This window comes from Rahnella sp. CFA14(1/10) (assembly GCF_004195095.1).
Classification (GTDB): Bacteria; Pseudomonadota; Gammaproteobacteria; order Enterobacterales; family Enterobacteriaceae; genus Rahnella; species Rahnella perminowiae.
Genome location: NZ_SEWS01000014.1, coordinates 15,706 through 29,526 on the forward strand (window position 1 = coordinate 15,706; position 13,821 = coordinate 29,526).

The following is a 13,821-nucleotide window of genomic DNA, read 5'->3' on the forward strand; positions in this document are numbered from 1 at the left end:
TCACCTTCTCAATTTTGGGGTAGGGGCCGGATGAATTTTTTTCCGGTTTCCTTACGCGCTGGCTTATTGTATTTTTATTCACAATTATTGCATGAATATGAATACTACCCTAACTAAAGGCTGTCAACAGTGAAGATGAAATTACCTCCTTTTATTGAGCTCTACCGGGCGTTAATCGCCACCCCTTCCATCAGCGCGACAGATGCTGCACTGGACCAGAGCAATGAAACGTTAATCAATTTACTGGCAGGCTGGTTCGGTGATTTAGGCTTCAAAGTCGAAGTGCAACCCGTTCCAGGAACACGGCATAAATTCAATATGTTAGCCAGTACTGGCGAAGGCGCGGGTGGTTTACTGCTGGCAGGCCATACCGATACCGTTCCGTTCGATGATGGCCGCTGGACACGTGATCCTTTCACCCTGACCGAGCATGAAAATAAGCTCTATGGTTTAGGGACTGCCGACATGAAAGGTTTCTTCGCCTTTATCCTCGATTCACTGCGCGATGTTGATCTGACTAAACTGACTAAACCGCTGTATATTTTGGCGACTGCGGATGAAGAAACCACGATGGCCGGTGCCAGCTATTTTTCCAAAAACGCAAAGATCCGCCCTGACTGCGCCATCATCGGTGAACCTACTTCGCTCAAGCCGGTTCGTGCACACAAGGGACATCTGTCAAATGCTATTCGTATCACCGGTCAGTCCGGCCACTCCAGTGATCCGTCCCGCGGCGTGAACGCTATTGAACTGATGCACGAATCGATTACCCATTTAATGACGCTGCGCAATACGCTGAAAAGCCGTTACAACCACAGTGGTTTCGTGATCCCGTACCCGACCATGAACTTTGGTTATATCAACGGCGGCGATGCGCCAAACCGCATTTGCGCGTGCTGCGAAATGCATATGGATATCCGCCCGCTGCCGGGTCTGACGCTGACTGAGATTGACGGTCTGCTGAACGAAGCGCTGGCCCCGGTCAGTGAACGCTGGCCGGGACGTATTGAGATTGAAGAACTGCACCCGCCCATCCCGGGTTATGAATGTCCGCCGGATCACCCGCTGGTACAGGTAGTCGAAAAACTGCTGGGTGTGGAAACAGAAATTGTTAACTACTGCACCGAGGCACCGTTTATTCAGGAACTGTGTCCGACACTGGTACTCGGACCGGGTTCTATCGATCAGGCGCATCAGCCAGATGAATATATTGATATGGCGTTCATTAAACCGACTCGCGAGCTGATTTCTCAGGTCGTTCATCATTTCTGCTATCACTGATACTGAATGACGCACTGATGAAGAAACAAACAGGGCGCTTACGGGCGCCCTTTGATACTGTACAACGTTGCTATTGAACAAAAGCAGGATTAGCCAAACTGATATCGTCGCGGTTGTAATTAAATTTCAGCGACATGGCCAAAAAGACCATTTTTCACGTGAGTGATGAGGGGTTTTTGGGTTAAAACAAGTGCTGCATTTAAAAGTATGGCCAGGTTGGCAGGGTGAACGGGGCAAGAATGCCTGACGGGTGAAAGTTATTTACAGAATATAAAAATTAAACGAGAGAACGGGTCAGAGGTAATATGAACGAACAATATTCCGCAATGCGAAGTAATGTCAGTACCTTAGGTAAATTGCTAGGCGACACGATCAAAGATACGTTGGGAGAGCATATCCTGGATCGTGTTGAGAAAATCCGTAAGCTGTCGAAATCCTCCCGTGCCGGAAACGACGCGGATCGACAAGAATTACTGTCAACGTTGCAAAATCTCTCCAATGATGAGCTGCTGCCTGTTGCCCGTGCTTTTAGCCAGTTTCTGAATTTAGCCAACGTGGCTGAACAATATCACAGCATTTCGCCACATGGCGAAGCGGCCAGTAATCCTGAAGCCCTGGCACAATTGTTCGATCGCCTGAAATCCAAAAATCTCTCAGAACAACAGCTGCGTGATGCTGTCGACCAGCTTTCTATTGAACTGGTACTGACCGCGCACCCGACAGAAATTGCCCGCCGCACACTGATCCACAAACTGGTCGAAGTGAATAACTGCCTCAAGCAGCTCGACCATAACGATCTGGCCGATTACGAACGCAAACAAATCATGCGTCGTTTGCGTCAGTTGATCGCGCAGTCATGGCACACCGATGAAATCCGCAAAAACCGGCCTTCTCCTGTGGATGAAGCTAAATGGGGCTTTGCGGTCGTTGAAAACAGCCTGTGGGAAGGCGTACCTGCTTTCCTGCGTGAACTGAACGAACAACTGGAAACGTCACTGGATTATAAAATGCCCGTGGAAGCCGTGCCGGTTCGCTTCACTTCATGGATGGGCGGCGACCGCGACGGTAACCCGAACGTGACGGCCGATATTACCCGCCACGTACTGTTGCTGAGCCGCTGGAAAGCGACTGACCTGTTCCTGCGTGATATCGCGGTGCTGGTATCAGAATTGTCGATGACCGAATGTACGCCGGAACTGCGTGAGCTGGCGGGAGGGGCGGATATCATCGAACCTTACCGTGAAATCATGAAACAGCTGCGTGCTCAGCTGACCAATACGCAGGTTTATCTGGAAGCTCGTCTGAAAGGCGAACGCGTTGCGCGCCCTCATGATTTATTGGTGAAAAATGACCAGCTGTGGGCACCGCTATACGCCTGTTACCAGTCGCTGCAAGCCTGCAATATGGGCATTATTGCCAACGGCCAGTTGCTGGATACCCTGCGCCGCGTGCGCTGCTTCGGCGTGCCTCTGGTGCGTATCGACGTGCGTCAGGAAAGTACCCGCCACACCGATGCTATCGCTGAAATCACCCGCTATCTCGGTCTGGGCGATTATGAAAGCTGGTCAGAATCCGATAAACAGGCTTTCCTGATCCGTGAACTGAATTCAAAACGTCCGCTGGTGCCACGTCACTGGGAACCGAGTGCCGACACCAAAGAAGTGCTCGATACCTGTCAGGTGATTGCCGAGGCACCGGAAGGCTCGATTGCAGCGTATGTCATTTCGATGGCGCGTACACCGTCTGACGTGCTGGCCGTACACCTGCTGCTCAAAGAAGCCGGTTGTCCGTTCCCGATGCCTGTCGCGCCGCTGTTCGAAACGCTCGACGACCTGAACAATGCCGACGATGTCATGAAACAGTTGCTGAGCATTGACTGGTATCGCGGTTTCATTCAGGGCAAACAAATGGTGATGATTGGCTATTCCGACTCCGCAAAAGACGCGGGCGTGATGGCCGCATCATGGGCACAATACCGTGCTCAGGATGCTCTGATCAAAACCTGCGAGAAAGCCGGGATTGCCCTGACACTGTTCCACGGACGCGGCGGTTCTATCGGCCGTGGCGGTGCACCGGCACAGGCAGCGTTGTTATCTCAGCCTCCGGGCAGCCTGAAAGGCGGCCTGCGCGTGACCGAACAGGGCGAAATGATCCGCTTCAAATTCGGATTGCCGGAAGTCACTATCAGCAGCCTGGCGCTGTACACGTCTGCGATTCTGGAAGCCAACCTGTTGCCACCGCCTGAGCCGAAGCAAGCCTGGGTAGATATTATGGAACAGCTGTCTGACGTGTCCTGCAAAATGTACCGGGGTTATATCCGCGAGAATAAAGACTTCGTGCCTTACTTCCGTGCAGCAACTCCGGAACAGGAACTGGCGAAATTGCCGCTGGGTTCACGACCGGCGAAACGTAAAGCCAGTGGTGGCGTCGAAAGCCTTCGCGCCATCCCGTGGATTTTCGCCTGGACGCAAAACCGTCTGATGCTACCAGCCTGGCTGGGCGCCGGTGCCGGTTTACAGGCCGTGGTCGATGGCGGGAAACGTGACGAGCTGGAAACCATGTGCCGCGACTGGCCGTTCTTCTCCACCCGCATCGGCATGCTGGAAATGGTATTTGCGAAAGCGGACCTGTGGCTGGCGGAATACTACGATCATCGTCTGGTAGAGAAAGAGCTGTGGCCGCTCGGTCAGCAACTGCGCGATCAGCTGGCAAGCGACATTAAAGTGATCCTGGCGATTTCTAACGACGATCACCTGATGGAAGATTTACCGTGGATTGCGGAATCTATCGCCCTGCGTAACGTCTACACTGACCCGCTGAACGTATTGCAGGCTGAATTGCTGCACCGTTCCCGCGAGCTGGAAAAAGACGGTAAGCAGGATGCGAATGTAGAGCAGGCGTTGATGGTGACGATTGCCGGCGTGGCAGCGGGTATGCGTAATACCGGCTAATGTCTGCTGAAGCTATCTAACGAAAAACCCGCGAATTCGCGGGTTTTTTGTATTCAGCGTAGGGCAAAATATTAGGCGCGAACCGGCACGTCAATTTCCGGACGCACACCCAGTGTGTGGCAAATTGCGTAACTCATTTCTGCACGGTTCAGGGTATAGAAATGGAAGTCCTTTACACCTTCACGGCTGAGGATTTTCACCATGTCCATCGCGATGTTGGCGCCAACCATTTTGCGGGTTTCGGCGTCGTTATCCAGCCCTTCGAACAGGCTGTTCATCCAGTGCGGTACACGCACATTGGTCATCGTCGCAAAGCGGGTCAGCTGTTTGAAGTTGGACACCGGCAGAATACCCGGCACAATTTCCACATCAATCCCCTGACCGGCACAGCGGTCACGGAAACGCAGATAGCTTTCCACATCGAAGAAAAACTGCGTGATAGCGCGGTTCGCACCGGCATCAATTTTGCGTTTCAGGTTAATCAGATCTGACTGTGCGCTTTTAGCTTCAGGATGCACTTCCGGATAGGCCGCAACGGAAATATCAAAGTCACCCACTTCTTTCAGCAACTTTACCAGATCGGTGGCATACATTTCCGGCTTGCCGCCGCCTGCCGGTAAATCGCCACGCAGAGCTACAATGTGGCGGATGCCACTTTCCCAGTAATCCTGTGCGATTTGACGTAGTTCATCACGGCTGGCATCAATACAGGTCAGATGCGGTGCAGCTTCCAGACCGGTACGTTCTTTAATGCCTTTGATGATGCTGTGTGTACGGTCGCGTTCACCGGAGTTTGCCCCGTAGGTGACAGAAACAAACTTAGGCTTAAGGCTGCTGAGGCGGTCAATAGAACTCCACAACGTATCTTCCATCTCGCTGGTGCGTGGCGGGAAAAATTCGAAAGAAACGTTAATCTGACCCTGTAACTCTGCCAGATTCTGGTTCAGCGCTTCGCGCTGGTTTGCGTGGAAAAAGCTCATAAACACTACCTCATGGATCACTGCGTTTTGATTATGGTTCGTTATAATGGACGTTTGGACGTCTAAACGTATAGATAGAAAATGACGGAAAGCGGGCAAAGTGTCAACGTTAAAATGAGGCCAGGGGATGATTAATATTCACGCTTTCTGAAAGAATTTCATTTTGAGGACGTTTTGCTGGGGGGAATTAAGCTCGTCCCCCTGCGAAGGGGGAGGCTGGGAGGGGGTTTAGCAGACCACTTCGCCCCCCATTCCCATGAGAAGGACAGGCGCAGGGAATTACAGAAGTTGCGTCAAGCGGTTAAGATCAGACTGCAACGCACCTGCGGTGACGTCACGCCCTGCGCCCGGCCCGCGGATCACCAGCGGATTATCACGATACCAGCGGCTTTCGATAGCAAACACGTTATCGCAAGGCAGCAACGCAGCCAGAGGATGGTCGTCGCGCACGGCTTCAACACCCACACGCGCTTTGCCATTAGCATCGAAACGCGCCACATAGCGCAGCACAAGACCCATTTCGCGGGCCGCTTCCAGACGTTGCAGCATTTGCTGGTTCAGCGCCTCACCGTCTTCGAAGAACTGATCAACCGATCCGGTCACACAGCTTTCCGGCACCAGCGATTCCACACGAACCTGCGTCGGTTCAATATCATACCCGGCCTCACGCGCCAGAATAACCAGCTTGCGCATGACGTCCTGACCGGATAAATCATCGCGCGGATCAGGCTCCGTTAACCCCTGCTGCCAGGCTAAATCCACCAGTTCGGTGAACGGCAGCGTACCATCGAATTGCAGGAACAGCCATGACAAGGTACCGGAGAAAATTCCGCTGATGGCCAGAATGCTGTCACCGCTTTCACGTAAATCGCGCACCGTATGGTTGACCGGCAAACCGGCACCTACCGTGGCGTTATACAACCAGTGGCTGCCAGTTTTGGAAAACGCGTCGCGGATCTGACGATATTTATTCGTATCCGATGCCCCCGCCAGTTTATTGGCGCTGATAACATGGAAACCGTAACTGGCAAAATCCAGATACTGATCTGCCAGTTCAGCGCTGGCGGTGACATCGAGAACCACTAAATCGTCATAAGGATGCGCACGCATCCACAGGAACAGCGATTCTTCATCGTGTGCCTGCGCTTCATCATCAAAGAAAGCCAAAGCACGGCTGGCGTCCAGCCCGTCGTAATTGAGCAGGCTACGCTTGCTGTCAACCACACCCGCCAGTACAAACTCAAAACCGCTGCGGGCAGAAATATTCTTTTGTTCACGGGCGAACAGTTCCAGCCAGCGTGAACCGATATTGCCTTTACCAAACAGCATCAGACCGATTTGCTTTTCAGCACGGAACAGCGTTTTGTGCAGCCCCTGAATCAGGTGCGCGGTCGGGCCGATACGCAGCACGGCAACCAGACTGATACCGTCTTCGGCCTGCCAGATAAACTCCACCGGCTGATCTTTCATCTCCTGATAGAAACGGTGACTGTGCAGCGGGTTCTTGCACACGCCCGCACCGACCAGCGCCACCAGCGCCAGCCCTTCACGCAGCGTCAGACGCGCCGGAAGGGCCGCCTCTTCGAGAACCTGCAACGCACTGCCCGCCACTTCAGAGGTGTAGCACAGTTGCAGTAAATTACGATCAGGATGAATGCCGGTACACAGCGGTTTGATCTGCGCCCGTTTGAGCAGCAGTTCGACATCTTTTTGCGCCAGACCGAAATCATGACCTGACGGAATGACCATTTCGATCAGACAAATATCATCGTGACTGGTGACAATTTTCGCACCGGTGCCGGAAGCCAGTACACGTTCGATACGCGTTGATCCTTGCTCCGGCTGATAACTGCAACGCAGCTGTAAATCGATATCGCTACCGGAAACCGGTTGAAGAGTACGGGTGTGAAGAACCGGTGCGGCCAGGCGTGCCAGTTCACTGGCTTCATCGAGACGCAACAAGGGCAGCAGACAGGCATCTTTTACTTTACGCGGGTCAGCGCTGTAGACGCCGGCCACGTCACTCCAGATGGTCACGCGGCTGGCATTCGCCAGTGCACCAATCTGGGTGGCGGAATAGTCACTGCCGTTACGGCCAAGCAGCACGGTTTCACCCGCGTCGCTGCGGGCAATAAAACCGGTCACCACCAGATATTGCTGAGGGTGCTGCGCGAGAAGTTGTTGCAGCAGCGGGTAAGAACGGCCTTCATCAACCTGAGGTTGTGCAGCACGTTCCGCCCGCAGAAATTCACGGGCATCCAGCCAGGCGGCCGGTAATTCCAGTTTGCATAACACCGCAGACATCAGGCGTGCGGACCAGACTTCGCCGTGCCCTACCACTTCAGCATAAATTGCATCGGTCATTTTGCCGTCAAGCAAAACAGCCAGACGTTCGAGATCATGAATAAAAGAAGCAATAAGCGGTTCGGCCATTTCCGGCGGCAACAGGCCGGTTATCAAATCACTCTGATAACGGCGCAAAGCTTGCTGAACCTGATGCGCGGAAAGTCTGTCTGTCTGGCTGAGCTTCAGCCAGCTGATCAGCTGGTTAGTTGTACTGCCAGCCGCCGACACCACCATCATGTCACCCGGCTTCGCATACTCGGCCATAATACCGGCGACGCGCAGATAACATTTCACGTCGGCCAGACTGCTACCACCAAACTTGTGCAACTGACGGCTTCCCGCCGGCGCTGCAACCGCTATTGCATTCATACTTACCTCGTTGCCACTGACTGGAATGCATTTTCCAGATCAGCAATCAAATCTTCGCTGTCTTCAAGACCTACAGAAATACGGAGCAAGCTGTCAGAAATCCCGGCGGCTTTGCGCGCTTCCGGCGCCATGCCAGCGTGTGTCATGGTCGCGGTATGAGAAATCAGGCTTTCGACGCCCCCCAGTGATTCTGCGAGGGTAAATAACTTCAATTCTTTCAGGAAATGGCGCAACTGAGCTTCATCTCCGTTAAATTCAAAACTGATCATGGCACCGAAGCCACGTTGCTGACGGCGGGCAATTTCATGTCCCTGGTTTTCCGGCAGCGACGGATGATACAGCTTTTTAACCTGCGATTGTTTCTGTAAATAAGCCACAATCGCCAGGGCATTTTCCTGTTGCTGTTTCACACGAACCGTTAATGTGCGCAAACCCCGCAATAACAGGTAGCTGTCAAAAGCTGCGGCGGTCACGCCAATGTTGTTCGCCCACCATGCCAGCTCTGTCGCGTGTTCTGCAGTCTTAGATATTACCGTACCGGCGACCACATCAGAATGCCCGTTCAGATATTTAGTACAGGAATGGACGACTAAATCCGCACCAAGCTGCAACGGGTTCTGCAACGCCGGGCTGAGGAAGGTATTGTCCACTACCGTCAGAGCACCGGCGGCACGTGAGGCATCGCAAATCGCCTGTATATCCACCACACGCAGCAAAGGGTTGCTCGGGGTTTCAATCAGCACCAGCTTCGGTTTTTCTTTCAGCGCATCCGCCAGCGCCTGCGGATCACCCTGATCCACAAACAGTACGCGATACGCGCCACGTTTGCTCAGACTGTCGAACAGACGATAGCTACCGCCGTAGCAGTCATGCGGCGCAATCAGTAAATCGCCAGGTTTCAGGAATACCGTACACACCAGGTGAATGGCAGACATCCCACTGCTGGTCAGAACCGCACCGGCACCGCCTTCCAGATCAGCCAGCGCCCGCTGGACAACATCGCGTGACGGGTTGCCGCGACGGGAATAGTCATGCGCTCTTGGCTGGTTGAAATCTTCAAAGTTATAGGTGCTGGAAAGGTAGATTGGCGGAACTACACAACCATATTGCTGATCATTGTTCAGGCCACTGCCCACGGCAATGGTGGCTTGCTTGTGCGTCATAATCGTTTATTCCTGACGAATTGCGAAGGATGAGGATAGAAAGAGTAACCGCCGGAGATATAGACGTCAATACATCTGGACATCTAAACTTCTTTGCGTATAGATTGAGCAACAGCGCAATACCCGCTAAAATTATGCCATTAATGAAGATGTCAGGCAGATGTGTCGCGCCGGAAGATTTAAGCGCAAGGTAGCAAAATGAACAGTGCCGCAGGGAAAACGTGAGATATCCCTGTTAAATTCCGACATTTACTTAGTGAGAACAGGGAAAATCGGGCATAATCACGCGGTTTTCAGAATTTTATTTTTTGATAAATTTAAGGTGTCCCATGGCTGAGTGGAACGGCGAATATGTCAGCCCTTACGCTGAACACGGTAAGAAAAGCGAACAAGTTAAGAAAATCACGGTATCCATTCCGCTGAAAGTCCTCAAAATTCTCACCGATGAACGCACCCGTCGGCAGGTGAACAACCTGCGTCATGCGACCAACAGTGAATTATTATGTGAGGCTTTTCTGCATGCCTTCACCGGCCAGCCTTTGCCGAATGACGAAGACCTGCGTAAAGAACGCAGTGACGAAATACCGGAAGCGGCGAAGATCCTGATGCGTGAATTGGGTGTGGATCCTGATACCTGGGAATACTGATCGCTGCAACGCAGAGATATGCTGAAAAGACCGTGCGACCCCGTCGCGCGTTATTTCAGTATCTTTGTGAGAAAAAAATTGTTTGTCAGGAAGTGAAACGGCAGGCAACAAAAAAGGCGCCAAAGGCGCCTTTTTTTGCTCTCAAGCGAAGCTTATTTGCTGCTTGGAACGCTGAAACGCTTGTTGAAGCGGTCAACGCGGCCACCGGTAGCCACTTCACGTTGCTTACCAGTGTAGAACGGGTGACATTCGCCACAAACGTCCAGGTTCAGATCGTGACCCACAGTTGAGTGAGTTTTGATAACATTACCGCATGAGCAAGTTGCAGTAATTTCTACATATTTAGGGTGAATACCTTGTTTCATGGAAAACCTCTTCTTAAGGCCGCGTCGCTATCCAACCCTGTTCTGTCAGACACCACGCGTAGTGGATGATAGGCTTTGAGTACGAAATGCACCAAAGGCGGCGAATCATACAGAATCTCTGAGTACCGCGCAATGATGTTCATGCATTTCGAAGGACACAGTGTACACTATCTCGTCATTTTTTTATAGTCTGGACCCCCAATGCCTGTTGCCCACGTTGCTTTACCTGTCCCGCTCGCCCGTACTTTTGACTATCTGTTGCCGCCTGATATGCAGGTTTCACCGGGTTGCCGGGTCAGTGTGCCTTTCGGTAAACGTGACGCCATCGGCATCGTGACCAAAGTCAGTGACTTCAGCGAATTTGGCCTGGAAAAACTGAAACCGGTACGGGAAGTCCTCGACAGTGCCAGCCTGTTTACCCCCGATTTGTGGCGCATCCTGTTCTGGGCTGCCGACTATTATCATTATCCGATCGGCGAAGTGCTGTTCCATGCGTTGCCGGTGTTATTACGTCAGGGTAAAGCCGCTGAACTTACGCCGCTGTGGCAATGGTTCGCCACCGAGCAGGGGCGGGCCACGCCGCTCGACAGCCTGAAACGGGCACCCAAACAGCAGCAGGCAATGGCCGCACTGATGCAAAAACCGTTGTATCGTCATCAGGTCGCCGACCTGGATCTTACTGATACCGCCTTGCAGGCACTCCGTGCCAAAGGGCTGACGGATTTACGCAGTATCGCGCCCGCCACGCACGACTGGCGGCTGGATTTCTCGGTGATCGGTGAGCGTTTACGGCTCAATACCGAGCAGGCCACCGCCGTCGGTGCGATCCGCAGTGAAGATCAACAATTTTCCGCCTGGTTGCTGGCCGGTGTGACCGGCTCGGGTAAAACCGAAGTGTATCTGAGTGTGCTGGAAAACATTCTGGCGCAAGGTCGGCAGGCGCTGGTGATGGTGCCGGAAATTGGCCTGACGCCGCAAACCATCGCGCGTTTTCGCGAGCGTTTCAGTGCGCCGGTGGATGTACTCCATTCCGGTCTGAACGACAGCGAACGCCTCGCCGTCTGGCTGCGGGCGCGCAATGGCGAAGCAGGCATTGTGATTGGCACCCGCTCGTCGCTGTTTACGCCGTTTGCACGCCTTGGTGTCATTATCATTGATGAAGAACACGACAGTTCTTATAAGCAGCAGGAAGGCTGGCGCTATCACGCCCGTGATCTGGCGGTATACCGCGCTCACGCTGAAAATATTCCGATTATTATGGGCTCGGCAACCCCGGCTCTGGAAACGCTGCACAATGTTGAACGGGGAAAATATCGCCAGCTCAGACTGACCAAACGAGCCGGAAATGCCAAACTCGCCCGGCAAAATCTGCTGGATTTAAAAGGGTTGCAGCTAAAAGTCGGGCTGTCTCAACCGCTGATCCAGAAAATGCAGGAACACCTGAAGGCCGATAATCAGGTGATGTTGTTCCTCAACCGCCGTGGCTATGCGCCTGCCCTGCTATGCCATGAGTGCGGCTGGATAGCCGAATGTCAGCGCTGCGATCACTATTACACCCTGCACCAGAATCAGCGTCAGCTGCGCTGCCACCATTGTGACAGTCAGCGCGCCGTGCCGCATCAGTGTCCGCATTGCGGCTCAACACAACTGGTCTCGGTCGGCGTCGGTACAGAACAGCTGGAAAATGAACTGGCACCGTTGTTCCCGGATACGCCTATCACGCGGATTGACCGCGATACCACCAGCCGTAAAGGTTCACTGGAACAGCATCTGAGTGAAGTCCATCGTGGCGGCGCACGTATTCTTATCGGTACGCAAATGCTGGCAAAAGGGCATCACTTCCCTGACGTCACGCTGGTATCACTGCTGGATGTAGACGGTGCCTTGTTCTCAGCGGATTTCCGTTCTGCCGAGCGCTTTGCCCAGCTTTATACGCAGGTGTCAGGCCGTGCCGGTCGCGCAGGTAAGCAAGGGGAAGTGGTATTGCAAACTCACCATCCCGAACATCCTCTACTGCAGGTATTGTTGCAACAGGGCTACGACGAGTTTGCCAGACAGACGCTGGCGGAACGCAAAAGCGTCTTCCTCCCTCCCTATACCAGCCATATTATGATCCGTTCGGAAGACCACGATAATCAGCAATCGGCGCTGTTTCTTCAGCAGTTACGCAATCTGATCGAATCCAGTCCGCTGAAAGATGATTCGCTGTGGATCCTGGGGCCGGTTCCTGCGTTACAAGCCAAACGCAGCGGACGCTTCCGCTGGCAGCTTTTATTGCAGCACCCTTCACGTCGCGTTTTGCAGCATCTGATCAAAAGCTCCCAGCCGCTGATTTTAAGTCTGCCACAAGCCAAAAAAGTGAAATGGACCCTGGATGTCGATCCGATTGATAGCTGATCTCCAAAGCAAATATGCATAAAGAGTCAGGTTTTTTGCGTGATGGATCGAAAAAAGCATCTGCGTCACACTTTTAATGCAAATTAGGTAACAAATCCTACTCACATTCTGTTTAGAATGTGATGAGCTACACATCATGCGTAGCCAGGTGAGGAATGTTGATGTTGTTGTGTCAGTTTGATGCTGTTGCAAGGAGAGAGACGTTGGAGCACAAGAAAGAATTACCCGCCGCAACAATGAAAGATGTGGCTGAACAGGCAGGCGTTTCAACAGCAACCGTATCCCGTGCGTTAATGAATCCGGAGAAAGTCTCCGCCGCGACCCGTCAGAAAGTTGATCAGGCTGTGATGGCCGTAGGGTATTCTCCTCATGCACTGGCCCGCAATCTGAAACGTAATGAATCACGCACTATTCTGGTGATCGTCCCCGACATTTGCGATCCGTTTTTCGCCGACCTGATCCAGGGGATCGAGCGTACAGCCGCCGAAAGCGGTTATCTGGTGTTGATCGGAGATTGTGCTCACCAAAATCAGCAAGAGAAAACCTTTATCAATCTGATTATTACCAAGCAAATTGACGGTATGCTCCTGCTTGGCTCTGATTTACCTTTCGATGCCAGTAAAGAAGAACAACGCAACTTACCGCCGATGGTGATGGCCAATGAATTTGCGCCGGAACTTGAACTGCCGACAGTCCATATTGATAACCTGACAGCCGCGTTCGAAGCCGTGCATTATCTTCTTAAACTGGGGCATCAGCGTATTGCCTGCATCGCCGGCCCGAAACATATGCCGTTGTGCCAGTACCGTTCGCAAGGTTATGTACAGGCACTGCGCCGCAACGGACTGAGTGTCGAGAGTTCGCTGACCATTGATGGCGATTTCAGCTATGAATCGGGGGCGCAAGCCGTCACCGAGCTGATGGCACTGCCCGTCCCGCCGACGGCGATTTTCTGTCACAACGATGTGATGGCGATTGGCGCTATGTTCCAGGCGAAAAAAATGGGTCTGCGCATTCCGCAGGATTTGTCGGTTGTCGGTTTCGATGACATTAAGGCCAGCCAGTATACCGATCCTCCGCTGACCACCGTTGCGCAGCCGAGATTCCAGCTTGGCCGTCAGGCCATGTTATTATTACTTGAGCAGTTACAGGGGAATCCGGTACAAAACGGTTCACTGTTGCTTGATAGCGAGCTGGTGGTGCGGGAAAGCACCGCTGCCCCCAAAGCGTGAGTCCGTTTTTATGTTCTTCGACAGTTTTAGTTTCAGTAAATGTTCAGGGTTGAGTAACATGACGCACTTCTTCATTCATCACGACACAGC

Annotated in this window: 9 protein-coding genes; 5 read left to right on the forward strand and 4 right to left on the reverse strand. The window is 52.8% G+C overall.

The genetic code is table 11. The features are described from left to right. Nucleotides 1-129: 129 nt before the first annotated feature. Together argE and ppc are read left to right on the forward strand one after the other, a co-directional pair. The gene (gene argE, locus EVX52_RS22720; protein ID WP_129992180.1) at nucleotides 130-1,281 is read left to right on the forward strand and encodes an acetylornithine deacetylase; all 1,152 of its coding nucleotides are present in this window, start codon (nucleotides 130-132) and stop codon (nucleotides 1,279-1,281) included. 305 nt (nucleotides 1,282-1,586) lie between these two features. After that, nucleotides 1,587-4,232, forward strand: coding sequence for a phosphoenolpyruvate carboxylase (gene ppc, locus EVX52_RS22725; RefSeq protein ID WP_129955323.1), 2,646 nt, complete (start codon nucleotides 1,587-1,589; stop codon nucleotides 4,230-4,232). Between the two features lie 71 nt (nucleotides 4,233-4,303). On the opposite strand, the gene metF is transcribed toward ppc, so the two are convergent. The 3 genes from metF to metB form a co-directional block, all read right to left on the reverse strand. Then, complete coding sequence (gene metF, locus EVX52_RS22730) at nucleotides 4,304-5,212, reverse strand: methylenetetrahydrofolate reductase (RefSeq protein WP_129955321.1); 909 nt, start codon at nucleotides 5,210-5,212, stop codon at nucleotides 4,304-4,306. A 279-nt stretch (nucleotides 5,213-5,491) separates the two neighbouring features. Then, on the reverse strand, nucleotides 5,492-7,927 hold the full coding sequence (locus tag EVX52_RS22735; protein WP_129992181.1) for a bifunctional aspartate kinase/homoserine dehydrogenase II: 2,436 nt from the start codon (nucleotides 7,925-7,927) through the stop codon (nucleotides 5,492-5,494). A 2-nt stretch (nucleotides 7,928-7,929) separates the two neighbouring features. Next, complete coding sequence (gene metB, locus EVX52_RS22740) at nucleotides 7,930-9,090, reverse strand: cystathionine gamma-synthase (RefSeq protein WP_129955318.1); 1,161 nt, start codon at nucleotides 9,088-9,090, stop codon at nucleotides 7,930-7,932. Nucleotides 9,091-9,419: 329 nt separating this feature from the next. On the opposite strand from metB, the gene metJ reads away from it, so the two are divergent. Beyond that, nucleotides 9,420-9,737 carry a met regulon transcriptional regulator MetJ gene (metJ, locus tag EVX52_RS22745; RefSeq protein ID WP_004392248.1) on the forward strand — a complete coding sequence of 106 codons (318 nt, stop codon included), beginning with the start codon at nucleotides 9,420-9,422 and terminating at the stop codon, nucleotides 9,735-9,737. A 152-nt stretch (nucleotides 9,738-9,889) separates the two neighbouring features. Here the strand turns inward: metJ and rpmE are convergent, their stop codons facing one another. Further along, complete coding sequence (gene rpmE / locus EVX52_RS22750) at nucleotides 9,890-10,102, reverse strand: 50S ribosomal protein L31 (RefSeq protein WP_129955316.1); 213 nt, start codon at nucleotides 10,100-10,102, stop codon at nucleotides 9,890-9,892. A gap of 201 nt (nucleotides 10,103-10,303) precedes the next feature. Between rpmE and priA the strand changes: the two genes are divergently transcribed. Both priA and cytR read left to right on the forward strand, forming a co-directional pair. After that, nucleotides 10,304-12,499 (forward strand): primosomal protein N', encoded by a 2,196-nt coding sequence (gene priA / locus EVX52_RS22755; protein WP_129955314.1) that lies wholly within the window; start codon nucleotides 10,304-10,306, stop codon nucleotides 12,497-12,499. Nucleotides 12,500-12,702: 203 nt separating this feature from the next. After that, nucleotides 12,703-13,731 carry a DNA-binding transcriptional regulator CytR gene (cytR, locus tag EVX52_RS22760; RefSeq protein WP_129955312.1) on the forward strand — a complete coding sequence of 343 codons (1,029 nt, stop codon included), beginning with the start codon at nucleotides 12,703-12,705 and terminating at the stop codon, nucleotides 13,729-13,731. The last annotated feature ends 90 nt before the right edge of the window (nucleotides 13,732-13,821 follow it).

Excerpts from the sequence above, each read along its gene's own strand:
- rpmE (WP_129955316.1), bottom strand. The coding sequence starts at position 10,102 with ATGAAACAAGGTATTCACCCTAAATATGTAGAAATTACTGCAACTTGC.
- priA (WP_129955314.1), top strand. The coding sequence starts at position 10,304 with ATGCCTGTTGCCCACGTTGCTTTACCTGTCCCGCTCGCCCGTACTTTT.
- metJ (WP_004392248.1), top strand. The coding sequence starts at position 9,420 with ATGGCTGAGTGGAACGGCGAATATGTCAGCCCTTACGCTGAACACGGT.
- metB (WP_129955318.1), bottom strand. The coding sequence starts at position 9,090 with ATGACGCACAAGCAAGCCACCATTGCCGTGGGCAGTGGCCTGAACAAT.
- ppc (WP_129955323.1), top strand. The coding sequence starts at position 1,587 with ATGAACGAACAATATTCCGCAATGCGAAGTAATGTCAGTACCTTAGGT.
- EVX52_RS22735 (WP_129992181.1), bottom strand. The coding sequence starts at position 7,927 with ATGAATGCAATAGCGGTTGCAGCGCCGGCGGGAAGCCGTCAGTTGCAC.
- metF (WP_129955321.1), bottom strand. The coding sequence starts at position 5,212 with ATGAGCTTTTTCCACGCAAACCAGCGCGAAGCGCTGAACCAGAATCTG.